General features: G+C 68.6%; 22 protein-coding genes and 1 tRNA gene. 8 read left to right on the forward strand and 15 right to left on the reverse strand.

All coding sequences use genetic code 11. From position 1 onward, the window contains the following. Positions 1–7: 7 nt before the first annotated feature. Positions 8–955, reverse strand: a complete 948-nt coding sequence (locus HOW07_RS03210) for a MurR/RpiR family transcriptional regulator (RefSeq protein ID WP_079002196.1) — start codon at positions 953–955, stop codon at positions 8–10. A 93-nt stretch (positions 956–1,048) separates the two neighbouring features. Here HOW07_RS03210 and HOW07_RS03215 point away from each other — a divergent pair, with 93 nt between their 5' ends. From HOW07_RS03215 to HOW07_RS03225, 3 genes are all read left to right on the forward strand, one after another. Next, positions 1,049–2,074: an N-acetylglucosamine kinase gene (locus tag HOW07_RS03215; RefSeq protein ID WP_175116068.1), complete on the forward strand. Its 1,026-nt coding sequence runs from the start codon at positions 1,049–1,051 to the stop codon at positions 2,072–2,074. Then, positions 2,071–3,072, forward strand: coding sequence for a Gfo/Idh/MocA family protein (locus HOW07_RS19755; protein ID WP_175116069.1), 1,002 nt, complete (start codon positions 2,071–2,073; stop codon positions 3,070–3,072). Before HOW07_RS03215 ends, HOW07_RS19755 begins: the two co-directional genes overlap by 4 nt. Before the next feature lie 124 nt (positions 3,073–3,196). After that, positions 3,197–4,519 (forward strand): alpha-L-fucosidase, encoded by a 1,323-nt coding sequence (locus tag HOW07_RS03225; RefSeq protein ID WP_371743563.1) that lies wholly within the window; start codon positions 3,197–3,199, stop codon positions 4,517–4,519. 88 nt (positions 4,520–4,607) lie between these two features. On the opposite strand, the gene ilvC is transcribed toward HOW07_RS03225, so the two are convergent. From ilvC to otsA, 6 genes are read right to left on the reverse strand one after another with little or no spacing between them, the layout of a single operon-like run. Next, positions 4,608–5,636, reverse strand: coding sequence for a ketol-acid reductoisomerase (gene ilvC, locus HOW07_RS03230; RefSeq protein ID WP_064296249.1), 1,029 nt, complete (start codon positions 5,634–5,636; stop codon positions 4,608–4,610). A gap of 48 nt (positions 5,637–5,684) precedes the next feature. Further along, positions 5,685–6,194, reverse strand: coding sequence for an acetolactate synthase small subunit (ilvN, locus tag HOW07_RS03235; RefSeq protein WP_064296248.1), 510 nt, complete (start codon positions 6,192–6,194; stop codon positions 5,685–5,687). Positions 6,195–6,196: 2 nt separating this feature from the next. Then, positions 6,197–8,002 (reverse strand): acetolactate synthase large subunit, encoded by a 1,806-nt coding sequence (locus HOW07_RS03240; RefSeq protein WP_064296247.1) that lies wholly within the window; start codon positions 8,000–8,002, stop codon positions 6,197–6,199. A 42-nt stretch (positions 8,003–8,044) separates the two neighbouring features. Then, complete coding sequence (gene ilvD / locus HOW07_RS03245) at positions 8,045–9,739, reverse strand: dihydroxy-acid dehydratase (protein ID WP_064296246.1); 1,695 nt, start codon at positions 9,737–9,739, stop codon at positions 8,045–8,047. Between the two features lies 1 nt (position 9,740). Continuing rightward, positions 9,741–10,562 (reverse strand): trehalose-phosphatase, encoded by an 822-nt coding sequence (gene otsB / locus HOW07_RS03250; protein WP_064296245.1) that lies wholly within the window; start codon positions 10,560–10,562, stop codon positions 9,741–9,743. Then, positions 10,559–12,142 (reverse strand): alpha,alpha-trehalose-phosphate synthase (UDP-forming), encoded by a 1,584-nt coding sequence (otsA, locus tag HOW07_RS03255; RefSeq protein ID WP_175116071.1) that lies wholly within the window; start codon positions 12,140–12,142, stop codon positions 10,559–10,561. Before otsA ends, otsB begins: the two co-directional genes overlap by 4 nt. A gap of 57 nt (positions 12,143–12,199) precedes the next feature. On the opposite strand from otsA, the gene HOW07_RS03260 reads away from it, so the two are divergent. From HOW07_RS03260 to HOW07_RS03270, 3 genes are all read left to right on the forward strand, one after another. Continuing rightward, complete coding sequence (locus HOW07_RS03260; protein WP_175116072.1) at positions 12,200–13,033, forward strand: sugar phosphate isomerase/epimerase; 834 nt, start codon at positions 12,200–12,202, stop codon at positions 13,031–13,033. A 4-nt stretch (positions 13,034–13,037) separates the two neighbouring features. Further along, positions 13,038–13,226: a hypothetical protein gene (locus HOW07_RS03265; protein WP_071260933.1), complete on the forward strand. Its 189-nt coding sequence runs from the start codon at positions 13,038–13,040 to the stop codon at positions 13,224–13,226. A gap of 148 nt (positions 13,227–13,374) precedes the next feature. Beyond that, entirely contained in the window at positions 13,375–13,944 is a 570-nt protein-coding gene (locus tag HOW07_RS03270; protein WP_175116073.1) for a hypothetical protein, read from the forward strand. A gap of 384 nt (positions 13,945–14,328) precedes the next feature. On the opposite strand, the gene HOW07_RS03275 is transcribed toward HOW07_RS03270, so the two are convergent. Beyond that, positions 14,329–14,404: transfer RNA gene (locus tag HOW07_RS03275), tRNA-Lys, on the reverse strand. Between the two features lie 147 nt (positions 14,405–14,551). Between HOW07_RS03275 and HOW07_RS03280 the strand changes: the two genes are divergently transcribed. Both HOW07_RS03280 and HOW07_RS03285 read left to right on the forward strand, forming a co-directional pair. Further along, the gene (locus HOW07_RS03280; RefSeq protein ID WP_314139441.1) at positions 14,552–15,355 is read left to right on the forward strand and encodes an inositol monophosphatase family protein; all 804 of its coding nucleotides are present in this window, start codon (positions 14,552–14,554) and stop codon (positions 15,353–15,355) included. Between the two features lie 63 nt (positions 15,356–15,418). Continuing rightward, positions 15,419–16,402, forward strand: coding sequence for a DNA topoisomerase IB (locus HOW07_RS03285; protein WP_121290131.1), 984 nt, complete (start codon positions 15,419–15,421; stop codon positions 16,400–16,402). On the opposite strand, the gene HOW07_RS03290 is transcribed toward HOW07_RS03285, so the two are convergent. From HOW07_RS03290 to HOW07_RS03320, 7 genes are read right to left on the reverse strand one after another with little or no spacing between them, the layout of a single operon-like run. Continuing rightward, on the reverse strand, positions 16,399–16,767 hold the full coding sequence (locus HOW07_RS03290; protein WP_175116074.1) for a hypothetical protein: 369 nt from the start codon (positions 16,765–16,767) through the stop codon (positions 16,399–16,401). The two genes, HOW07_RS03285 and HOW07_RS03290, sit on opposite strands and share 4 nt — an antisense overlap. 15 nt (positions 16,768–16,782) lie before the next feature. After that, a complete protein-coding gene (gene mnhG / locus HOW07_RS03295; RefSeq protein ID WP_175116075.1) occupies positions 16,783–17,160 on the reverse strand; it encodes a monovalent cation/H(+) antiporter subunit G in 378 nt (125 codons plus the stop codon). Beyond that, a complete protein-coding gene (locus HOW07_RS03300; RefSeq protein ID WP_064296237.1) occupies positions 17,157–17,420 on the reverse strand; it encodes a monovalent cation/H+ antiporter complex subunit F in 264 nt (87 codons plus the stop codon). Before HOW07_RS03300 ends, mnhG begins: the two co-directional genes overlap by 4 nt. Then, on the reverse strand, positions 17,420–17,989 hold the full coding sequence (locus HOW07_RS03305; protein WP_064296236.1) for a Na+/H+ antiporter subunit E: 570 nt from the start codon (positions 17,987–17,989) through the stop codon (positions 17,420–17,422). Before HOW07_RS03305 ends, HOW07_RS03300 begins: the two co-directional genes overlap by 1 nt. Next, positions 17,989–19,557 carry a Na+/H+ antiporter subunit D gene (locus tag HOW07_RS03310; RefSeq protein WP_121290127.1) on the reverse strand — a complete coding sequence of 523 codons (1,569 nt, stop codon included), beginning with the start codon at positions 19,555–19,557 and terminating at the stop codon, positions 17,989–17,991. The genes HOW07_RS03305 and HOW07_RS03310 overlap by 1 nt, the downstream gene beginning before the upstream one ends. Then, positions 19,554–20,033 carry a sodium:proton antiporter gene (locus HOW07_RS03315; RefSeq protein WP_064296234.1) on the reverse strand — a complete coding sequence of 160 codons (480 nt, stop codon included), beginning with the start codon at positions 20,031–20,033 and terminating at the stop codon, positions 19,554–19,556. Before HOW07_RS03315 ends, HOW07_RS03310 begins: the two co-directional genes overlap by 4 nt. Beyond that, the gene (locus HOW07_RS03320; protein WP_175116076.1) at positions 20,030–22,960 is read right to left on the reverse strand and encodes a Na+/H+ antiporter subunit A; all 2,931 of its coding nucleotides are present in this window, start codon (positions 22,958–22,960) and stop codon (positions 20,030–20,032) included. Before HOW07_RS03320 ends, HOW07_RS03315 begins: the two co-directional genes overlap by 4 nt. Between the last annotated feature and the right edge of the window lie 68 nt (positions 22,961–23,028).

The following is a 23,028-nucleotide window of genomic DNA, read 5'->3' on the forward strand; positions in this document are numbered from 1 at the left end:
GTTCCTCTCAGACGCCCACGGGCGAGGCGGTCTCGGACAGGGCGCCGGCCTTGGTCGGTCGGCGGTGCGGGGCGACCGCGAGGGCGGAGGCCGCGAGGCGCTTGGTCGTGCGCTCGAAGTTCTGCTGCGCGACGAACAGGTACAACAGATCCAGGACGAACAGCTGACCGTGCTTGGCGGAGAGGTCGTCGGGCTGCAGGAACCGTTCGTGGGCCGAGGTGATGATGGCCAGGGTCGACGCGGCGACGAGCGGGGAGTCCGGGTTGTTGCTGATCGCCACCGTGAGCGCGCCCGCGCGACCCGCCTGGCGGAGCATCTGGATGGTCTCCTCGGTGCGCCCGGTGTTGCTGATCCCCAGGGCGACCGAGTCGGGGCCCTGGATCGCCGCGCTCGTGAGGCCCGCGTGGACCTCCGACCAGGCGTGCGTGCTGATGCCGATCCGGTACAGCCTGGCCTGCATCTCGTCGGCGAGCATCGCACTGCCGCCCACACCGTAGATGTCGACGTTCCGGCTGCGCGCGATGGCTGCGGCGATCTCGAGCATGACCTCGAGGTCGATGACGTCGGCGGTCTCCCGCAACGTCCGCGTGTGCGCGTTGAGCAGCGTGCTCAGGACGTCCGGCGCCGAGTCGTCGGGGCCGAACGCCCGGCCGATGTCGGTCTGCCAGGAGTCGCGAGCGGTGCTGCGACCGAAGTCCTTGGCGAGGTCGACCCGGAACGGCGCGTAGCCGGTATATCCGATGATCCGGCAGAACCGGGTGATGGTCGCCGCTGAGACGCCCGAATCGGCGGCGAGTTCACCGATCGTGAGGGTCAGGGGGGCGTCGGGGTTCTCCAACAGATAGTCCGCGATACGCAGCATGACCCCGGACATCTCCGGCATCCGCGACCGAATCCGGTTGGTCACGCCGGTGGCGTGCTCGACCGGTGGGTCGGTGCGGATGGAAACAGTCATGGAAATTCCTTTTCTCCTTCGTTGGAGTGACGCGAAACTGATTCTTACAGTACGTTGTGGCCCACGGCAACATGTTTCGAGATGATGACGACCATGAAAACAACTCTGGCGGTCGACGCCGGCGGCACCTCGTCCCGGGCGGTGCTCGTCGACGCCTCCGGACGTCGCCTCGGTTCCGGTCGGGCGGGCGGCGGGAATCCGACCTCGTCCGGCGCGGACAGCGCTGCCACGCAGATCGCGCTCGCAGCTCGTGCCGCGCTCGACCTGGCCAGGACGACGACGTCCGTGTCGCCTCTCCCGTCCGGGTCGCCCGTGGTGATCACGCAGGCGGGGCAGGTGTCCGACGCCTACCGCCGCGCCCTGGACGCGCACCTCGTACCGCTCGGACTCGGACCGGTCGTCATCGAGCCGGATCTGCTCGGCATGTACGGCTCCGGCTCGGCGGCGCCCGACGGCGTCGTACTCGTCGCGGGGACCGGGAGCGTTGCAGGACGGATCAGGGACCGTCTCGTCGTCCGAGAGGTGGGCGGCGCCGGCTGGCTCCTCGGTGATGGCGGCTCCGGATTCTGGATCGCTCGACGCGTGATCCGCGCGGTCGCCGCCGATCTCGACGGCATCGGACCCCGCACGGGCCTCACCCCGCTGCTCTCCCAGGCGATCGGGTCCACTCCGGACCCGTCCTCATCCGGTGGCGCCGACCACCGACGGTCCCCGGTACTCGACACACTCATCCGCTCGGTGAACGACGGTCCCCCCATCGCCATCGCCCGCCTGGCGCCGCTCGCCTTCCAAGCCGCGGATGACGAGGTCGCGCGGTCCATCCTCGACGCTGCCGTGGACCGTTTGGCCGTCCTCGTCGAACGGGTGCTGGCTCCGGATCCCGACCAGCGAGAGCGCACGCTCGTCGTCGGCGGCAGCGTGCTCGTCGACGGACTCCTCCCGTCCGTCCCCTCCGCCGCGGAGCGCCTGTCATCGGCTGCCGCCGGGGCCCGACTCGTCCCGGTCGCCGACGGCCTCGTCGGAGCCGCCGCCCTGGGCATCAGGATGCTGGGCGGGGACGTCGACGACGCGACCCTCAGCCGCCTGCGCGAGGACCTGGCTGCTGGGGCGACGCGGTGACGGCGGACCGGATCGCCGTCATCGGCACCGGCGCCATGGGACTGGCGCACGTCCGCGCGCTCGCCGGACTCGGTGCAGCGGACCGGATCGCCTACCTGTGCTCGGCCCGGTCGCCGAGAGCCATGCCGGAGGCACCGGCAGCACGACTCACCACCTCGGTCGACGAGGTGTTCCTCGATGCCTCCGTGGGCATCGTCGTCATCTGCACGCCGACCGACACCCATCGGGACCTCACCGTCAGCGCGCTCCGTGCCGGCAAACACGTCCTGCTGGAGAAACCGATCGCTCTGACGCTCGCCGACGCCCACGCGATCCTGCGCACCGCCGACGCGTCCGACCGGATATTCATGGTCGCGCACGTCGTCAGATTCTTCGGCGGGTACGAGGCGATCGACGACGCGGTGCGCGCCGGCGCCGTCGGCACACCCCTCGCCGTCACGGCCGAACGGCTGAGCTCCCCTGCCGCCCCGTCACCGTGGTGGCAGGACGAGCGACGCTCCGGCGGCCCCCTCGTCGACTTCGCGATCCACGACTTCGACCAATTGAACCAGCTCCTCGGCCAGCCCCGATCCGTGTCAGCACGCCGCACCGGCACCGGTCGCCCGATCGAGACGACCGTCGACTACGCCGACGGCGGCATCGGGCGTGTCCTCACCTCCATGGAGCTCCCGCCGGCCTTCGGCTTCAGCTCGGCCATCGAGGTGCTCGGCAGCACCGGGCTCATCGCCCACCGATTCGTCGGCGCGTCCCCGACCCACACACCGCCGCTCACGATCGACGCGCTCGGGTCGGCCGCCGCGCACGGCTTCGTCGGCCTCGACGAGACCGATGCCTACCGACGGCAGATGGCCTCCTTCCTCGACTGCGTCGATCGAGACATCCAACCGTTCCGGGTGACCGGCCGGAGCGCCCTCGCGGCCCTGACCGTCGCGTTGGCGGCGAAGGCGTCATTGGACACCGATGTGCCCGTGCAGGTCTCCGAATCCCACGACGTCTGATTCACCGACGCGCGCCAGCCCCGTCGACCCCGCCCACGCCGGCCACCAGACGGCAGACATCCGACCTTTCGTGTTAGCCTGCCCCCGCACCGCCGTGAACCCACTCGACGATCGAAGGGCCGCCGTGACCGAGACCACCATCCCCAGACCCGACACCGCCTGGTTCGACAAGGCGAGATTCGGACTGTTCCTGCACTGGGGCCTCTACGCCCTCCCCGCACGCCACGAGTGGGTGCAGACGCGGGAGCGCCTCTCGGCCGAACACTACGAGCGCTACCGCGAACACTTCGACCCCGACCGGTTCGACCCCCGCGCCTGGGCCAAGCAGGCCAAGGCGGCCGGCTTCCGGTACGCGGTCCTCACGACGAAGCACCACGACGGCTTCTGCCTGTGGGACTCGGCGCTCACCGACTTCACGTCCACGCACACGCCCGCCGGCCGTGACCTCGTGGCGGAGTTCGTGAAGGCGTTCCGCGCCGAGGGACTCCGGATCGGCTTCTACCACTCGCTCATCGACTGGCATCACCCCGATTTCACGGTCGACGGCATCCACCCGCGACGCGAGGACGCCGAGGCGCTCGCCGCGAACGCCGACCGGGACTGGTCCCGCTATCGCGACTATCTGCACGGCCAGGTGCGCGAGCTGCTCACCGGTTACGGCCCGATCGACTACCTCTTCTTCGACTTCAGCTACTCGCAGGGCATCGAAGGCCTGCCGGGCAAGGGCGCCGCCGACTGGGGCTCCGAGGAACTCGTCGAGATGATCCGCGGGCTGCAGCCGGAGATCCTCATCAACGACCGCCTCGAACTCCCGGGCGACGTCACCACCCCGGAGCAGTATCAGCCCGTGGTGACGCCGGTCGGTCCCGACGGCGACCCCCTCCGGTGGGAGGCCTGCCAGACCCTGAACGGCAGCTGGGGGTACGACCGCGACAACCTCGACTACAAGTCGCCGGAGCTGCTCCTGCGGATGCTCATCGATTCGGTCTCGAAGAACGGCAACATGCTGCTGAACATCGGACCGACCGCGCGCGGGACGATCGATCCGCGCGCGATCGAACGACTCGACGTTCTCGCCGACTGGTTCGCGCTCCACGAGCGGGCGATCCGAGGATGCGGCCCGTCGGAGTTCAGCAGTCCGAGCGACGTCCGGTACACGCAACGGGGCGACCGGCTGTACGTGCTCGTCTTCGCCTGGCCGTTCGTGCACCTGCACCTGCCCGGTCTCGGCGGCCGGGTGCGCTACGCCCAGCTGTTGTCGGACGGCTCCGAGGTGCCCTTCCAGGTGCATCGCCCGGAGCACGACCTGCCGAACCAGCACACCCAACCGAAGGGACTCGGTCCCGACACGGTGACCCTGCACCTGCCGATCGGTGAACCCGACACCCCGATCCCGGTCATCGAGATCTTCCTCGAGCCCGGCACGACCGGAGCGACGACGCCCTGAGGTCTTCCGCAGACGACGGAACGCCCGCCCCGACGGATCGGGGCGGGCGTTCCGGCTCGGTGCCGCTGAGCGGCTGGACGAGCGGAGACTAGCGGGCGACGCTGCCGTCGACGTAGTCGTCGTCGTTCGAGGCGTTCCATGCGAAGAGCTTGCGCAGCTCGCGACCGGTGGCCTCGATCGGGTGGTCCTCACCCTTCTTGCGCAGCTCGAGGAACTCGGGAGCGCCGGCGTCCTGGTCGTCGATGAAGCGCTTGGCGAAGGTGCCGTCCTGGATGTCCTTGAGGACCGCCTGCATGTTGGTCTTGACGCTCGGGTCGATGACGCGCGGGCCGGAGACGTAGTCGCCGTACTCAGCCGTGTCGGAGACGCTCCAACGCTGCTTGGCGATGCCACCCTCCCAGATGAGGTCGACGATGAGCTTCAGCTCGTGGAGCACCTCGAAGTAGGCGATCTGCGGCTGGTACCCGGCCTCGGTGAGGGTCTCGAAGCCGTACTGGATCAGCTGCGAGACACCACCGCACAGGACGGCCTGCTCGCCGAAGAGGTCGGTCTCGGTCTCCTCGGTGAAGGTGGTCTTGATGCCGCCGGCACGGAGGCCGCCGATCGCCTTGGCGTAGGACCAGGCGAGCGCCCAGGCACCACCGGTCTCGTCCTTCTCGACGGCGACGATGACGGGGACGCCACGGCCGGCCTCGTACTCGCGACGGACGGTGTGGCCCGGTCCCTTCGGGGCGACCATGAAGATGTCGACGCCCTCGGGAGCCTCGATGTAGCCGAAGCGGATGTTGAAGCCGTGGCCGAAGACGAGCGCCTTGCCCGGAGCGAGCTGGTCCTTGATGGACTCGGCGAAGATCGTGCGCTGGTGCTGGTCCGGAGCGAGGATGACGATGACGTCGGCCCATGCGGAGGCGTCGGCGACGTTCTTGACGGTGAAGCCCTGCTCCTCGGCCTTGGCGATCGACTTCGAGCCGTCCTTCAGGCCGACGACGACCTCGACACCGGAGTCGCGGAGGTTGAGCGCGTGTGCGTGGCCCTGCGAGCCGTAGCCGATAACGGCAACCTTCTTGCCCTGGATGAGCGACAGGTCTGCGTCCTGGTCGTAGAAAATCTCAGTCACTGGTGGTTCTCTCCTTGGTTGTGGTTTCGCAATACGTCGCAGATGCGACTAGTTCTTGAAGACGCGTTCGGTGATGGACTTCGAGCCGCGCCCGATGGCGAGGAGACCCGATTGGGCGATCTCCTTGATGCCGTAGGGCTCGAGCACCTTGAGGAGCGCGGTCGTCTTCCCGGAGTCGCCCGTGACCTCGATCACGAGGGCGTCGGTCGCCACGTCGACGACGCGGGCCCGGAACAGGTTGACGGCTTCCAGCACCTGGGAACGGGTGGAGTTGTCGACGCGGACCTTGATGAGCAGGTGCTCGCGCTGGACGGACTGCGCCGGATCCAGCTCGACGATCTTGATGACGTTGATGAGCTTGTTCAGCTGCTTCGTCACCTGCTCGAGCGGAAGCTCCTCGACGTCGACGACGACCGTGATCCGGGACAGACCCTCGATCTCGCTGTGGCCGACCGCGAGGCTCTCGATGTTGAAGCCCCGGCGGGCGAACAACCCGGCGACGCGGGTCAACAGACCGGGCTTGTCCTCGACGAGGAGGCTCAGGACGTGGCTGCTCATGCTCAGGCCTCCTCATCGAACGACGGACTGTGGTCCTTGGCGTACTGGACGTAGCTGTTGCTGACACCCTGCGGCACCATCGGCCACACCATCGCGTCCGCACTCACCACGAAGTCGATGACGACCGGACGGTCGTTCGTCTCCAGGGCGAGCTTGATGGCGGCGTCGACCTCCTCCTCCTTCGTCACGCGGATCGCGAGGCAACCGTAGGCCTCGGCCAGCTTGACGAAGTCGGGGACGCGGATGGTGTCGTGCCCGGTGTTCAGGTCGGTGTTCGAGTACCGACCGTCGTAGAAGAGCGTCTGCCACTGTCGGACCATCCCCAGTGAGGAGTTGTTGATGATCGCGACCTTGATCGGGATGTTGTTGATCGTGCAGGTCGCGAGCTCCTGGTTGGTCATCTGGAAACAGCCGTCGCCGTCGATCGCCCACACGTGGCGATCGGGCTGGGCCACCTTGGCGCCCATGGCCGCTGGGACCGAGTAGCCCATGGTCCCGGCACCGCCCGAGTTCAACCAGGAGTTCGGACGCTCGTACTTGATGAACTGCGCCGCCCACATCTGGTGCTGGCCGACGCCCGACGCGAAGACGCCCTCCGGACCGGTGATCTCGCCGATGCGTGAGATGACGTGCTGTGGCGAGAGCAGACCGTCGGTCGGCTCGGCGTAGCCCAGCGGGAACTCCTCGCGGAGGCCGTCGAGGTAGGACCACCACTCGGCGATGTCGGGGGTGACCTCGCGGGCGGCCGACTCGAACGCCGACTGGAGGTCGACGATGACGTCCTTCGCGTCGCCCACGATGGGGACGTCCGCGATGCGGATCTTCGAGATCTCCGCCGGGTCGACGTCCACGTGGACGACCTTGGCGTTCGGCGCGAAGAGCGAGGCCTTGCCGGTCACGCGGTCGTCGAACCGGGCACCGAGCGACACGAGCAGGTCGGCCTCCTGCAGCGCGAGCACTGCCGGGACGGTGCCGTGCATGCCGGGCATGCCGAGGTGCTGCGTGTGCGAGTCGGGGAACGCCCCGCGAGCCATGAGCGTCGTCACCACCGGAGCCCCGGTCGCCTCCGCCAGCGCGAGCAGTTCCTCGGAGGCCTTGGAGCGGATCACGCCGCCTCCGACGTACAGCACCGGCTTCTTAGCGTTGACGAGCAGCTGCGCAGCGGCCTGGATCTGCTTGCCGTGCGCCTTCGTCACCGGACGGTAGCCGGGCAGGTCGACCTTCGGCGGCCAGATGAACGGCGCCTCGGCCTGCTGGGCGTCCTTCGTGATGTCGACCAGCACCGGTCCAGGACGGCCGGTACCCGCGATCTCGTAGGCCGCGGCGATGGCCGCCGGGACCTCCTCCGGGGTCTTGACGAGGAAGGAGTGCTTGGTGATCGGCATGGTGATGCCGACGATGTCCGCCTCCTGGAACGCGTCAGTGCCCATGAGGGTCGAGAACACCTGACCGGTGATCGCGACCATCGGCACCGAGTCCATGTAGGCGTCGGCGATGGCGGTGACGAGGTTCGTCGCGCCGGGGCCCGACGTCGCGATGCACACGCCGATCCCGCCGCCGGCGGCGGCGTATCCTTCCGCCGCGTGGCCGGCGCCCTGCTCGTGGCGGACCAGGATGTGACGGAGCTTCGTCGAGTCCATCAGCGGGTCGTAGGTCGGCAGGATCGCGCCGCCGGGCAGACCGAAGATGTCGGTGACCCCGAGGAGCTCGAGCGATCGGACGATCGCCTGGGCTCCCGTCAGGATCTCCGGTGCGGCCGGGGCCGCAGGTGTTCTGGGATGAGGCACGGGTTGGGATTCCGTGGGCATGATGATTCCTTCAGCGATGAGATGCACGAACGAGATGCTCGGTTATCCCGTGATCGCGCCCTCCGCTGCGGAGTGCACGAGACGAGAGTACTTTGCGAGAACGCCACGGGTATAGCGCGGGGGAAGAGGCGCCCAGCCGTCGCGGCGGGCTTCCAGCTCTGCTTCGTCGACGAGTAGGTCGAGCGAGCGGCCAGCGATATCGACCCGTATCAGATCACCATCGCGCACGAAGGCGATCGGACCTGCGTCCACCGCTTCGGGTGCTATGTGGCCGATGCACAGTCCGGTTGTGCCGCCTGAGAATCGACCGTCCGTCAACAGTAGTACATCCTTGCCGAGTCCGGCGCCTTTGATGGCGGCCGTGATCGCGAGCATCTCGCGCATCCCCGGTCCGCCCTTCGGGCCCTCGTAGCGGATGATGACGACGTCGCCCTTGTTGATCTTGCCCTCGGTGAGTGCGTCCATGGCACCGCGCTCACGTTCGAAGACCCGCGCGGGTCCTTCGAAGACCTCGGCGTCGAATCCGGCCGTCTTCACGACGGCGCCCTCGGGCGCGAACGACCCCTTGAGGATCGTGATGCCGCCGGTCGCGTGGATCGGGTTGTCGAGCGTGCGGATGACCGTGCCGTCGATCGGGTCGGGGTTGATGTCGGCGAGGTTCTCGGCGACGGTCTTGCCGGTGACCGTGAGGCAGTCGCCGTGCAGCAGACCGGCGTCGAGCAGCGCCTTCATGACGACGGGGACGCCGCCGTGACGGTCGACGTCGTTCATGACGTACTGGCCGAACGGCTTCAGGTCGCCGATGTGCGGCACCTTGTCGCCGATGCGGTTGAAGTCGTCGAGCGTGAGGTCGACCTCGGCCTCGCGGGCGATGGCGAGCAGGTGCAGGACCACGTTCGTCGATCCGCCGAAGGCCATCGCGACGGCGATGGCGTTCTCGAACGCCTCCTTCGTCAGGATGTCACGCGCGGTGATGCCGAGTCGGAGCATGTTGACCACGGCTTCGCCCGAACGGTGCGCGAAGTAGTCGCGACGGCGATCGGCCGAGGGCGGCGAAGCCGAACCCGGGAGGCTCATCCCGAGGGCCTCGGCGACCGACGCCATCGTGTTGGCCGTGTACATCCCGCCACACGCACCCTCTCCCGGGGCGATGGCGCACTCGATGCGCTTGAGGTCCTCTTCGCTCATGTTGCCGGCTTTGCAGGCCCCGACCGCTTCGAAGGAGTCGATGATCGTGACCTCCTTCTCGGTGCCGTCGGAGAGCTTGACCCAACCCGGCGCGATCGATCCGGCGTAGAGGAAGACCGAGGAGAGGTCGAGTCGTGCGGCCGCCATGAGCATGCCCGGCAGCGACTTGTCGCAGCCGGCGAGCAGGACCGTACCGTCGAGGCGCTCGGCCATGACCACGGTCTCGACGCTGTCGGCGATGACCTCGCGTGAGACGAGCGAGAAGTGCATGCCCTCGTGGCCCATCGAGATGCCGTCGGAGACGGAGATGGTGCCGAACTGCAGCGGGTATCCCCCGCCCGAGTGCACGCCCTCCTTGGCCCCCTGTGCGAGGCGGTCGAGCGAGAGGTTGCAGGGCGTGATCTCGTTCCACGAGCTCGCGATGCCGATCTGGGGCTTGTCCCAGTCCTCATCGCCCATGCCGACGGCGCGGAGCATGCCGCGCGAAGTGGTCGCCTCGATCCCGTCGGTGACGGCACGACTGCGTGGTTTGATGTCGATCTCTGGCATTTTAAGAGTCTACGGCTTCCTTGTTGCTTCGATATTCCGCGAGCATGCCGAGGACGCGCGCGATCTCCGACGGTCCTTCGACCCTGAAGTCGGCGGCGGTCACGCCGGCACCGCTCTTCACCCCGAGGTCGCCGGGGCCGAGTGCGCCGAACGCGTCCTCGTCCGTGACGTCGTCGCCCGCGTAGAACACGGCATCTGCTTTGGTGTACCGCCGGAGGTGTTCGACGGCTTCGCCCTTGGTCGCGCTCCTGAGCGAGAACTCGAGGACGTTCTTGCCCTCTCGAACCGTCAGGGCGCCGAACTCGTCCTTGGTGTGGGCGAGTGCTTCGAGGTGGGCGATCCTGGAGTCTTCTTCACTGGCGAGCCTCGTGTGCAGGGCGAACCCTGCCGGCTTCCGCTCGATCCAGACATTATCGTAACCCTCCGCGACGTCCTGGAGGATCCGTTGGAGGGTCTCCCGCTGTTCGCGTTCCTCGTCGTCGAGGGCGAGGGCGTCGTCGGGGTTGTCGAGCCGGATCTCGACGCCGTGCGAGCCGGCGAACAGAGCGTGGTCGGGTAGCTCGGCCACGGCCACGAGACTGTCGATCGCGCGCCCGGACACGAGTGCGACGCGTGTCCCGGGCAGGTCCATCAGCGCCAACACGGCCTTGCGGGCCGCGGGCAGCGCGCGCGCCTGATCCGGGTCGTCGACCTCCGGGGCCAGCGTGCCGTCGAAGTCCAGGGCCACCAGGAGCTTCGGGACGTCGGCCAGGCGGCGGAGTTCCGCACGCAGTCCGAGGGGAAGCCCCCCGAGGGTGTCGGTGGGCTCGTCGGTGGTGCTCATGACTGGGTGGTGCTCCCCTGCTCGATGGTCGGTGACTGGTCGCGCACGCGCTGCAACTCGTCGAGGAAGGACGCCGACCACCGCGCGACGTCGTACTCCATGACGCGCTTGCGCAGCGCCCGCATGCGACGACCACGCTCGGCCTTCGTCATGTGCACGGCCTGGAGGATCGCCGACTTCATCCCCTCGATGTCGTGCGGGTTGATCTTGAGGGCCTGCTTCAGTTCGTCGGACGCGCCGGCGAACTCGCTCAGGACGAGGACGCCGTCGTTGTCGTAGCGAGCGGCGACGTACTCCTTCGCGACCAGGTTCATGCCGTCGCGCAGGGCCGTGACGAGCATGACGTCGGCGGCGAGGTAGAGCGCGGCCATCTCCTCACGGGGGTACCCGTGGTGCAGATACTGGATCGCGGTGTGGCCGATGGTGCCGAAGTCGCCGTTGATCCGGCCGACCGTCTGTTCGATGTCGTCGCGGAGCTGGCGGTACGTCTCGACGCGTTCGCGGCTGGGGCTCGCGACCTGGACGAGCGTGACGTCCTCGACCGCGAGCTTGCCCTGTGCGAGGAGTTCGCCGAAGGCCTTGAGTCGGTGCCCGATGCCCTTCGTGTAGTCGAGACGGTCGACGCCGAGCATGATCGTCTCCGGGTTGCCGAGCTCCTCGCGGATCTGCTTGGCACGGGCGATGATGTCGGGGCGCTGCGCGAGGGCCTGGTACCCCTTGCTGTCGATCGAGATCGGGAAGTGCCGGGCGATCACCGTGCGGTACGGGGCGCCGCGCTTCGAGGCGGCCGGTGCGGCGTCCGTCGTGACCGACACGAGTGCCGCGTCGAGCGGGACCTGGATCGCGGCCCCCTTCGTCTCGTACCCGAACAGGCGGCGGACCGCCCGGGAGAAGTTGCCCGCGTCCGCGACGCGCTGGAAGCCGATGACGTCGGCGCCGAGCAGTCCCTCGATGATCTGGCGTCGCCACGGGAGCTGGGAGTAGATGCCGTAGGCCGGGAACGGGATGTGGTTGAAGAAGCCGATCGTGAGATCGGGTCGCAGCTCACGCAGGATCTTCGGCACGAGCTGCAGCTGGTAGTCCTGCACCCAGACCGTCGCACCGTCGGACGCGGCCGACGCGGCGGACTCCGCGAACCGTCGGTTCACGGCGACGTAGGAGTCCCACCACTCGCGGTGGTAGCTCGGCGGAGCGATGACGTCGTGGTAGAGCGGCCAGATGGTGTCGTTCGAGAAGCCCTCGTAGTAGCGCGCGATCTCGTCCTCGGACAGCGGGACCGGGATGATCCACATCTCGTCGTTGTCGAACGGTTCGATCTCGAGGTCGGCCGAGCCGGCCCATCCGATCCATGCGCCGTCGGCACCGCGCATGACGGGTTCGAGGGCGGTCACGAGTCCACCGGGTGAGGTCCGCCAGCTCTCGGCACCGTCTGCGTCGACGACGCGGTCGACCGGCAGCCGGTTGGATACCACGATGAAGTCGAAGGTCGACGCTGATCCGCCGTCAGGCGCGGAATATCTGGTGATGATGGCCCTCCCGGGGTACTCGGGTTCGCTGTTCAGGCTAGCAGCGTTCCGCATGGCGAAACCGCGTGTTCAGACGGCGAGCATATGCTTGCGCTGATGATCCGCCATGGCATGAGCACGTCCTGCGTCTACCCGCTGGGAACCCGGCGCGCGTTCGAGTTGGCCGCCGAAGCCGGCTACGACGGGGTCGAGGTCATGGTCACCCAGGACCGCGTGACGCAGGACGCCGACGCACTCCGCGCCCTCGCCGCCGAGACCGGCCTGGACATCCTCTCCATCCACGCGCCGGTCCTGACCCGGACCGCGTTCGTCTGGGGCCGCGACCATCGGGAGAAGCTCCGGCGCTCGGCGGAGCTCGCCGCCGCCGTCGGCGCGTCGACCGTGGTCGTGCACCCGCCGTTCCGCTGGCAGCGGCGCTACGCGCACGCCTTCGTCGACCTCGTCGCGGAGTTGACCGAGACACACGGCCTCGAGCTGGCCGTCGAGAACATGGCGTGCTTCCAGAGCCGCGGGCTCCGGGTGCAGCCGTTCGCCTTCGGCTACGACCCGGCCCCACTCGCCTGCGCCGCCCTGACGCTCGACTTCTCCCACGCGGCCCTCGCGGGTGAGGACTCGCTCGAGATCGCGACCCGCTACGGCGACCGCCTCCGACACGTGCACCTGTGCGACGGGACCGCGCCGTCGCCGCGTGGTGCCTTCCTCGACGAACACCTCCTCCCGGGTGCCGGTGAGCAGCCGGTCGCCGAGGTCCTCGAGCTGCTGCGCGCGGCGGACTGGTCGGGGAGCATCGTGGCGGAGGTGCACCTGCCCGCGACCGGCGGCGACACGCTCCGCCTCGCCCAGCTGCGGGCCTCACTGGCCTTCGCGAAGCGTGCGTTCGCTAGCACAGGCGAGAACCCGAAGGAAAGCCCGGATGCGGGGGGCCTCCCCTACCGGCTAGCGTGAAGACATGCGCAAATTCCTCTTCAACGGCAGCATGATCTCCACGGTCTTCGGCGGCATCTCCGCCCTCCAGGCGACCCGCCAGGGACCGCGGGACTGGAAGCTCGCCCTCCTCTGGGTGAGCTGGGGCATCTCGCTCGCCCTCGCGATCAGCTCGGTGCTCGAGGACAGCAAGCAGGCTGAGATCGGCCGCTGAGGTCGCGCCGGACGCGTTACCACGACCGCGCGGGAAACCCGAGAATTGGGGCGGTCAGCCGCGTGTCTCCGCGTCGTTCCGCGCCTCGTGATCGACAATGAAGCCAGTCCAGCCTCACGGATGATCCGCTTTCGATGAAGGGCCCGCCATGTTCGGTCGCCGACGCCACGCAGCACCAGTCTCCGCATCGAAGCTGTCCGAGAAGCAGCTGTTCGACCTCGTCCACGCACGACTGGCGAGCGAACTCGGTGCCAACGGCGCCTGGGTGCTGTCTCGCCGCACCCCGAGCTCCGGCGACGAGATCTTCCACGAGGTCTACGCCCAGCAGCTCGCCCACGAGATCGCGACGGACATCGACCTCGAGCAGGCAGCGGTGACGGTCCGTGCCGAGGCCGCGCCTGCGCGTGGATGGCGGCTCTGGTCTCGCGGCCAGGAGGAATCCGTGGTCGACGCCGCCGAGGAGGCCGAGTCCCTCGAGATCGTCGAGCCGGCCGTCGCCGAGGAACCCGCCGCCATCACCGAGACGGTCGACGCCCCGTCCGAGGCGCAGGCTGGTGACGACCACCCCGAGGCCGCGGCTGACGACGCCGAGCCGACGCTCGTCGAGCGGACCCTCCTCGAGCCGCAGCACTACCCCATCACCGTCTGGGCCGAGCCCGAATTCATCGACGCGAGCCTCGTCAACCCGGTGCCGGCCCGCCGCAGCTCGGTCGCCTGAGCAGACACTCGACATCGCGAACGGCCGTCCGCTCCGGTGGGCGGCCGTTTCATCGTTGCCGAGCCCGGAGCGGGCATGACGCCTCATCGAACCCGAATCGATGAGGCGTCACGGCGCTGGTGGGCACGAATGCCCGACCGTCGCTCTGCTCCGCGCGGTGGGGTGACCACGCGAAGGCTTCCGTCGGCAACGGCAGGACCCGATCCCGCCATGCTGCCGACCCCTCCAGGGTCTCATGCCTGAGCCCCGCTCCGGCCCGATGACGCGAATCGGACGGGAGCTGTCGCGAAACGCTACCGGAGCGCTTCGTCGAGCCGAATGCTCGAACACGAGCCGAACCGCAATGCAGAACGGCCCCGTCCGAAGACGAGGCCGTTGCTGGTGTGGTGCACCCCCCCGGACTTGAACCGGGAACCCACTGATTAAGAGTCAGTTGCTCTGCCAATTGAGCTAGAGGTGCGTGGTTTCGGAGTGTTCCGAACCGAGATATGACACTAGCACCCAACTGGCCCGGGTGCGAAATCGAGCCCGTCGGCGTGTCGCGGAGGCACGTCTCCTGCCTTTCGGGCGTCGTCCGATCAGGCCCGCGCGACCCTATCCTGGAGGGGTGACCGAACCCGTGACCGTCTCCCCCGCCGACCTCGATCTCGCGCTCCGGCTCGCCGACGCGGCCGACCGCATCGCCATGGGCCGCTTCGAGGCACGCGACCTCGACGTCTCCACCAAGCCGGACCGCTCGCACGTCACCGACGCCGACCTCGCCGTCGAACGCGCCATCCGCGGCATCCTCGAGACCGAGCGCCCGGACGACGGCGTGTTCGGCGAGGAGTACGGCGCACAGGGCCCGACGGATCGACAGTGGATCATCGACCCGATCGACGGGACGGCGAACTTCCTCCGCGGCGTCTCGAACTGGGCGACGCTCATCTCCCTCGCCGTCGATGGCGTCCCGGTCGTCGGCGTCGTCAGCGCACCCGCCATGCACGCCCGCTGGTGGGGCGCCATCGGACACGGCGCGTGGGGCGTCCGGTTCGGCGAGACCACCCCTCGCCGACTGTCCGTCTCGGGGGTCTCCGACCTCGCCGACGCGTCCTTCAGTTTCCAGAGCATCGCGCAGTGGGCCTCGGTCGGGCGGATCCCGCAGCTGCTGGCCCTGTGCGGCTCCCTGTGGCGCGATCGGGCCATCGGTGACATGTGGCCCTACATGCTGCTCGCCGAAGGCTCGATCGACGCCGTGGCCGAATTCGGCGTGCAGGAGTACGACCTGGGCGCACACGTGCCGATCGTCCTCGAGGCCGGCGGTCGCTTCACGGACATCGACGGCATCGAGACCATCTCCACACGGAGCTCCCTCGCGACGAACGGGCGCTTGCACGACGCCTTCCTCGCCGAGCTGCCGCCCGTCGGCTGACACGGGCGCACGGCGCGGCGCAAGCCCGCCGAGCGGGATCCGAGCGCGTCGTACGCTGGGCGGATGGTACGACTGAGGCGCAGCGACGTGAACGGCCAGGGCATCCGACGGGTTCGATCCGGGCGCGGCTTCAGCTACCGGTTGCCGGACGGTTCGCTCCTCGACGATCAGGAGATCCGAGCCCGGATCGACGGTCTGGTGGTCCCTCCAGCCTGGAACGACGTCTGGATCACCCCCTACGCCAACGGGCACATCCAGGCGACCGGTATCGACGCGGCCGGTCGGCGGCAGTACCTCTACCACCCGTCGTGGCGCGAGCGTCAGGACCGGAGCAAGTTCGACCGCGCCCTGGCCCTCGCCGAGGCTCTCCCGGCCGCGCGAGGTCGGGTCACCCGGGACCTTCGGCTCGAGGGGTACCCGCTCGCACGGGTGTCGGCCGGCGCCTTCCGCATGCTCGACACGGGCTCCCTCCGCGTGGGCGGAGAGCAGTACGCGGAGGCGAACGGGAGTCACGGCCTGTCGACCCTCGAGGGCGCGCACGCTCGCGTGAGCGGCGACACCGTCGCACTGAAGTTCCCGGCGAAGAGCGGACAGCCCTGGGAGTCCGACATCGTCGACGCCGACCTGGCCTCACTCATCCGCTCCTTGAAGCGCCGCGGACCGCACGCCCGCCTCCTGGCCTGGAAGGACGGGAACCGGTGGCGGCACCTCCAGGCGAGCCAGATCAACGACTACGTCCGGGCACAGACGAACGGCGAATTCACCGCGAAGGACTTCCGGACCTTGCACGGCACCGTCGCGGCTGCGGAGAGCCTGGCGAAGACCGGACCCGTGCAGACCAAGACGGCACGCTCGAAGGCGCTCGCACAGGCCATGCGTGACGCCGCAGCGGTCCTCGGCAACACCCCGGCGATCGCGAAGTCCAGCTACGTCGACCCGCGGGTCGTCGATCGCTACACGCACGGCGAGACGATCCCACCGGACGGTCGCGGCTCACCGGAGACGGCGCTGCGCGTCCTGCTCGTGGGGACGGACGACCCGTCCTAGCCGTGATCCTGGTCGTGGGACTCGGCGCCCGCGTCGCGCGGCGCTCCGTTCCCCGCGAGGTATCCGTCGACCTCGGACTCCGGGATGAGCTGCAGCCCTCGCGGGGTGTGCGATGAATCCGAGAGGACCTCGAGCCACGCACGGTTGAGTTCCGGCGGACGGCTCCCGAAGAAGCGGAACTGCAGCGGGATGCTCGGGGACAACCACAGCGAGCGTCGTCCGGAACCGTGCTCGGGATCGTTCGCCCAGCTGAGGAAGAAGCTCTCCTGGCGGCGCAGCTTCGCCCCGATGACGGCCTTCAGGTGCGCGAGCGCGCGGTCTTCGATCTCGTACTCGTCGCCGGACCCGTAGATGAGCATTCCCATGGGGATATTGTGCCGCTATTCGGGCGTGTGGCCGGGATGTCGTTCCTCGCCGAGTTCTTCGCGTCCCGCGAGCTCGTCGCGGACGAGGACGGCCCCGTCGAAGTTGCCGCTGCGGTAGGCCGCCCGGGCGACCATGTGCGCGGAGATCGGCGCGGTGAGGCTCTGGAACACGATGATCGCGATCGCGATCGTGATGGTCCCGACCGTCGGGCTCGAGACGGCGACGTCCGCCATGATCGCGATGAGCCCGAGGATCTGCGGTTTGGTCGCCGCGTGCAGGCGGGACAACACGTCGGGGAAGCGCAGCAGGCCGACACCGGCGGCGAAGCACATGATCGCCCCGACGAGCACGAGGGCCCCGGTGACGATGTCTCGGACCAGCTCGCCGGTCATGCGTCGTCCTGCTTCGACATGAACCGCGCGACGCTGACCGAGCCGACGATCGCGAACATCGCGAGCGCCAGGAGGACCGGCAGGCCGTCCGTGTGACGGTTGATCGCCATCTCGGCCCCGATCGCGCACATGACGGTGGCGACGAGCACGTCGGAGGCGATCACGCGGTCGAGCAGGCTCGGCCCGCGGATGATCCGGTAGACCGCCGCGAGGGCCGCGGCACCGAACAACACGGAGACGATGATGATCACGACGAGCATCACTGCCCCCTTCCGATCGAAACGTGGTCATGGTCGTGGCGGAGGGCGTCCGCCTCGGCGCGGGAACCGATCGCGAGGATGAGCCGTCGCTCCGTCCCGAGGACCTCGGCGACGACCGCGTCGATGTCGGCGTCGTCATGCACGTTGAGCGCGTGCAGGTAGAGCGTCGAGGCCGTGCGGTCGAGGTCCACCACGATCGAGCCCGGGACGATCGAGACCGCCTCGGCCGTCCAGCTCATGATGAGGTCGGAGGTCGTCCGCAGGCGGACCGCGATCACCGCGTTGCTGGACCGGAACCTCGGCTTGAGGACGAGCCACGCGATCTCCGCACTCGCCCGCACGATGTCGACGAGGAGCTTGCCCAGGAAGATCGCGGTCCGCCAGAGGTTGATGCGGCCGCTCAGCTCGACGGCCGGCAGGTAGAACAGGAACGACACCAGCAACGCGACCCCGAGGCCGGTCACGAGCGTGAGCAGGTCGAACATCCCCCAGAGGAGACACCAGAGCAGGATGAGTCCGGCCAGGAGGAGGGCCTGGCTGAACAGAGCGCGACGACGTGACGGTTGCATTACTCCAGGTGCTCCGTTCCGTCGGGGAAGACCGCGGTGATGTAGTTGTCCGGGTCCTCGATGTTCTCCGCCGCGCGCGTGGCCAGTCCGAAGAGCGGCCCCGCGAAGACCGTGAGGGCGAGGGTCAACGCGACCATGCCGGTCGTGGCACCGATCATCGGGCGCGAGATGGTCTTGGTGTCGACCGACCCCGAGTCCTCGGGGCTCTCCGCGAGCTGGTCGAGCAACGGCGACGAGTATCCGGCGACCTCGTCCTTCCCGCGCCAGAAGCCCATGTTCCACACGCGTGCCAGGGCGTACAGGGTCAGGAGCGAGGTCGCGGCTCCGGCGGCGATGAGGATGTACGACAGCGGGTCGCCCAGGGCGACACCCGCCTGGAACAGCCCGATCTTGCCGAGGAAGCCCGAGAACGGCGGGATGCCGCCGAGGTTCATCGCTCCGATGAAGAACAGCACGCCGACGATCGGGGAGGCCTTCAGGATGCCGCCGAGCCGGGAGATGGAGGTCGTCCCTCCGATCCGCTCGACGAGACCGGTGGTGAGGAACAGCGTGGTCTGGACGACGATGTGGTGGACGATGTAGTAGATCGTCGCGGCGGTCCCGGCGACCCCGCCGACGGCGATGCCGAAGATCATGTAGCCGATGTGACTCACGAGCGTGAACGACAACAATCGTTTGATGTCGGCCTGGGCGACCGCGCCGAAGATGCCGATGAGCAGGGTCAGGAAGGCGATGACCATCAAGGGTGTCGCCAGCGGCACGTCCTTGAAGATGAGCGTGTCGGTCCGGATGATCGCGTACACACCCACCTTCGTCAGCAGGCCCGCGAACACCGCCGTGACCGGCGCCGGCGCGGTCGGGTAGGAGTCGGGCAGCCAGAACGAGAGCGGGAACACCGCAGCCTTCACCGCGAACCCGAGCAGGAGCGCGGCGCAGAGGATCGCCTGCACCTCCATCGGCAGGTCGCGCACGCGGTCCGCCACGAGGGCGATCGTCACCGTGCCCGTCGCGCCGTAGATGAGGGCGATCGCGGCGACGAAGAGCAGTGACGACATGAGGCTGATGACGATGTACGTGACACCGGCGCGGATCCGCGCGCCGGTGCCGCCCAGGGTGAGGAGGACGTAGCTGGATGCGAGGAGCATCTCGAAGCCGACGTACATGTTGAAGAGGTCGCCCGCGACGAAGGCGTCGAACAGCCCGGCCGCCAAGACCAGGTAGGTCGGGTGGAAGATCGACACCGGCGTCTCGCGGTCGCCGTCGACGATGCCCTGACCGATGGCGAAGATGAGGACGCCCAGCAGCATCAGGGCCGCGACGAGCAGCATGATCGCCGACAGCCGGTCGACGACGAGCACGATCCCCCACGGCGGGGACCAGCCGCCGAGCTCCACGACGATCGTGCCGCTCTGGTCGACGGCCGCGAGCAGGATCGCGCTGATCACGGTCACCGCGGTGAGCGCGATGACGCTGATCGCCACCTGCGTCTTGCGGCGGTTGCGGAACATGAGCGCGATCGCCGAACCGATCAGCGGGATCATGACCACGAGCGGGACGAGTGCGTTCATTCGCCTGCCCCCTTCCTGGTCGTCTTGCGATCGTCGCCGTGCTCGTTGCTCTCGTCGAGGACCCGTTGGATGGCCTCGTCGTCCAGGTCGACCTGGTTGAAGACCGCCTCCGTCGCCGCCTCGGTGTCGTCGGCGTGCTCGTCGCTGAGGGTGTCGCCCTCGTCGCCGAGCTGCGCCAACCACCAGGTCCGGTAGATGAGCGCCAGGATGAAGGCGGTCACGCCGAAGTTGATGACGATGGCCGTGAGCATGAGCACCTGCGGCACCGGGTCGACCATGCGTTCGTCGGAGGCGGTGCCCGTGACGAGCGGTGCGGTGCCGCTCGGGCCGCTCATGATCAGGATCAGCAGGTTCGTCGCGTTACCGACGAGCACGAACCCGATGAGGAACCTGGTGAGGCTCCGCTCGAGCATGACGTACACCCCGGTGCCGTACATGACGGCCATCAGGACGACGAGGGTCAGTGAGGCGCTCATTGCTCGACCTCACTCGCCGAGAACTCGTCCGTACTCTGCTCGTCGATGTCGGCTTCCTCCTGTTGACGGTCGACTTCGGCCCCGAGACTGCGCAGGATGTCGAGTGCCAGTCCGACGACGACGAGGTAGACGCCGATGTCGAAGATGCTGGATGTGCCGAACGAGAGGTGTCCGAGGATCGGGACGTCGGCCGAGAAGTACGCGGACTGGAGCGCCTCGCCGCCGAAGAACAGGGAACCGACGGCCGTCCCCACCGCGAGCAGCAGCCCGACGCCGAGCACCTTGCCCGCGTCGATCGGCACGGCTTCGCCGAGCTCGTAACGTCCGCCGGCGAGATACCGCATCACGAGCGCGAGGCCGGCGAGCAGACCACCGGCGAAGCCGCCGCCCGGCTCGTTGTGGCCGACGAAGAGGAGGAAGACGGAGACGACGATCGCCGGGTGGAAGAGGAGCCGCACGAGGACCTCGAGGAGGATCGAACGGTTCGCCTCGGCGATCGCCCGGCCACCGATGAGCCATGAGTGCCGCCCCACCGCGTCGCGAGGCGCCTCCATCTCGCTGTCCGCGAGGTGGGGGTCCGACACGACCTGGGATCGGAGGCCCGGGATACGTCGGCGCCGCGCACCGCTGAGGCGCGGGACCTCGGCGCCCCGCTGTGAGACGAAGAGCAGGCTCGCGATACCGGTGGCCACCACGACGAGCACGGAGATCTCCCCCATGGTGTCCCAGGCCCGAATGTCCACGAGCATGACGTTCACGATGTTCTTGCCGTGGCCCTCCTCGACGGCGAGCCGTGGCAGCTCGGTCGCGATGCTCTCGGCCTGCCGCGCGCCGAGGGCGATGACCCCGATGAGCCCCATGACCAGGCCGGTCAGCGTCCCGATGACGACCCGACGGACGCGGTGGACCGGGGCGTTGCGCTGGGCGATCTTGGCCGGCAGTCGGCGGAGCACGAGGACGAACACCACGATCGTGATCGTCTCGACGAGGGCCTGGGTCAGCGCGAGGTCGGGAGCGCCGTGCAGGGCGAACAGTGCGACGAGCCCGAACCCGGTGACGCCGACGAGGAGCACAGCGGCCATGCGCTGCTTCGCCCGGGCGGCCGCGATCGCCGCGGTCGCCATGATGAAGGCGATGGCCACCTGGGCGGGATAGTCCCACAGTCGGATCTCGCTCGGCCAGGCGCGCCCGAGGAGGGCGATCGTGCCGAGGGTGAGGACGAAGACCACGAGGATGGTGGACAGGTACTGGACGAGCCCGCCGCGCTGGGCGAACAGGGTGACCTTCGCGGAGAGCCGGTCGATGCCCTGGGTCGCCGCCCAATAGCCCTTCGACGAGTCGATGAGGGGTGGCAGGCGGTCCTGCAGACGCGCGACCGGGAGCCTCCAGCGGAAGAGCAGCAGACCGAGCAGCACCACGACGGCCGAGATGCCGAGCGCCGGCTCGAGGCCGTGCCAGAGCGCGAGGTAATAGTCGCCCTCCCCCACGGAGTCCGCGTAGGGCGCGAGCACCGTGTCGATGGGCTTCGTCGCGAAGCCGAGAGCGATGGTCGCGACGGCGAGGATGCCCGGCGCGATCATGATCGTTCCGGATTCGGCATGCAGTTCGGTCGGCGCGGCGCCGCGTCGGTCGCCGAAGGCGCCCCAGAGGAATCGGGCGCTGTACGCGACGGTCAGCACGGACCCGACGGCGGTACCGATGATCGCGACCCACCCCCACACGTCGCCCTCGAGCGCGCCCTCCAGCAGCGAGGTGAAGACCGCCTCCTTCGCGACGAACCCGAAGAGCGGTGGGATGCCGGCCATCGACGCGACCGCGATCGCCGCGATGACGGCGAGCACCGGCGTCTGACGTCCCAGACCGGAGAGGTGCCGCCAGTCACGCGTCCCAGCACGGTGGTCGATGATGCCGACGACGAGGAAGAGCGCCGCCTTGTAGATGGCGTGGGCGAGCAGGAGCGCGACGGCGGCCAGGGCCGAATCGCGGGTGCCGTACCCCGAGATGACCATGAGGAATCCGAGCTGGCTCACCGTCCCGTAGGCCAGGACCAGTTTGAGGTCGTACTGACGCAGCGACCGCCAGGCTCCGGCGACCATGGTGAGGACGCCCAGACCGACGAGCATCGCGTCCCAACCCGGGGTGTCGGCGTAACCGGGAGCGAGCCTCGCGACGAGGTAGATCCCGGCCTTCACCATCGCCGCAGCATGCAGGTATGCGCTCACGGGCGTCGGTGCGGCCATCGCGGCCGGCAGCCAGAAGTGGAACGGCACGAGCGCGGACTTCGAGATCGCCCCGACGAGGATGAGGAGGATGGCGACGGTGGTCGCGGGGCCGGTCAGACCCTGCTCGACGATCGAGGCGAGCGAGGTGCTCTGCGCCTGCACGGAGATCATGATGACGCCCACGAGCATGACGAGCCCGCCGAAGGTCGTCACCAGGAGCGCCTGGAGCGCGGCACCGCGACTCTCCTTGCGATCGGTGTAGTGCCCGATGAGCAGGTAGGAGAGCACACTCGTGATCTCCCAGAACATGAACATGACGATGATGTCGTCGGCGGTCACGAGGCCGAACATCGTGCCGGCGAAGGCGAACAGGAGCGCGGCGAAGCGACCGAGGCCGGGCTCGGTCGACGAGAAGTAGCGGCCGCAGTAGAGCAATACGAGGGCACCGACGCCGGTGACGACGAGGGACAGCAGCCAGGCGAGCGTGTCCATCCGGAACGAGAGCGCGATGCTCAATTGCGGGATCCACTCGATCGTCTCGACGACCGTGCCGCCGGCCGTGATCGTGCCGGCTTGGAAGAGCGTCCAGACGAATGCCGCCGCGGGCATACACGCGATGACGTAGAAGACCTTCGTCGACAGCACTCGAGTGAGTGTGGGCGTGGCGACGGCGATCGCAGCAAAAACAAGCAGGATTGTCGCCATGCAGGTCTCCCGGGTGGTGGCGGCCTCTGGACTCCCAGGTTAGCAGCCCGTGGGTACCCGTCCGACCC

Origin of the sequence: Plantibacter sp. MCCC 1A11337 (genome assembly GCF_013349365.1) — a bacterium.
GTDB classification, from domain to species: domain Bacteria; phylum Actinomycetota; class Actinomycetes; order Actinomycetales; family Microbacteriaceae; genus Plantibacter; species Plantibacter flavus_A.

Excerpts from the sequence above, each read along its gene's own strand:
- HOW07_RS03210 (WP_079002196.1), bottom strand. The coding sequence starts at position 955 with ATGACTGTTTCCATCCGCACCGACCCACCGGTCGAGCACGCCACCGGC.
- HOW07_RS03215 (WP_175116068.1), top strand. The coding sequence starts at position 1,049 with ATGAAAACAACTCTGGCGGTCGACGCCGGCGGCACCTCGTCCCGGGCG.
- ilvN (WP_064296248.1), bottom strand. The coding sequence starts at position 6,194 with ATGAGCAGCCACGTCCTGAGCCTCCTCGTCGAGGACAAGCCCGGTCTG.
- HOW07_RS03240 (WP_064296247.1), bottom strand. The coding sequence starts at position 8,002 with ATGCCCACGGAATCCCAACCCGTGCCTCATCCCAGAACACCTGCGGCC.
- ilvD (WP_064296246.1), bottom strand. The coding sequence starts at position 9,739 with ATGCCAGAGATCGACATCAAACCACGCAGTCGTGCCGTCACCGACGGG.
- otsB (WP_064296245.1), bottom strand. The coding sequence starts at position 10,562 with ATGAGCACCACCGACGAGCCCACCGACACCCTCGGGGGGCTTCCCCTC.
- otsA (WP_175116071.1), bottom strand. The coding sequence starts at position 12,142 with ATGCGGAACGCTGCTAGCCTGAACAGCGAACCCGAGTACCCCGGGAGG.
- HOW07_RS03260 (WP_175116072.1), top strand. The coding sequence starts at position 12,200 with ATGAGCACGTCCTGCGTCTACCCGCTGGGAACCCGGCGCGCGTTCGAG.
- HOW07_RS03265 (WP_071260933.1), top strand. The coding sequence starts at position 13,038 with ATGCGCAAATTCCTCTTCAACGGCAGCATGATCTCCACGGTCTTCGGC.
- HOW07_RS03270 (WP_175116073.1), top strand. The coding sequence starts at position 13,375 with ATGTTCGGTCGCCGACGCCACGCAGCACCAGTCTCCGCATCGAAGCTG.
- HOW07_RS03285 (WP_121290131.1), top strand. The coding sequence starts at position 15,419 with ATGGTACGACTGAGGCGCAGCGACGTGAACGGCCAGGGCATCCGACGG.
- HOW07_RS03290 (WP_175116074.1), bottom strand. The coding sequence starts at position 16,767 with ATGGGAATGCTCATCTACGGGTCCGGCGACGAGTACGAGATCGAAGAC.
- mnhG (WP_175116075.1), bottom strand. The coding sequence starts at position 17,160 with ATGACCGGCGAGCTGGTCCGAGACATCGTCACCGGGGCCCTCGTGCTC.
- HOW07_RS03300 (WP_064296237.1), bottom strand. The coding sequence starts at position 17,420 with ATGCTCGTCGTGATCATCATCGTCTCCGTGTTGTTCGGTGCCGCGGCC.
- HOW07_RS03305 (WP_064296236.1), bottom strand. The coding sequence starts at position 17,989 with ATGCAACCGTCACGTCGTCGCGCTCTGTTCAGCCAGGCCCTCCTCCTG.
- HOW07_RS03310 (WP_121290127.1), bottom strand. The coding sequence starts at position 19,557 with ATGAACGCACTCGTCCCGCTCGTGGTCATGATCCCGCTGATCGGTTCG.
- HOW07_RS03315 (WP_064296234.1), bottom strand. The coding sequence starts at position 20,033 with ATGAGCGCCTCACTGACCCTCGTCGTCCTGATGGCCGTCATGTACGGC.
- HOW07_RS03320 (WP_175116076.1), bottom strand. The coding sequence starts at position 22,960 with ATGGCGACAATCCTGCTTGTTTTTGCTGCGATCGCCGTCGCCACGCCC.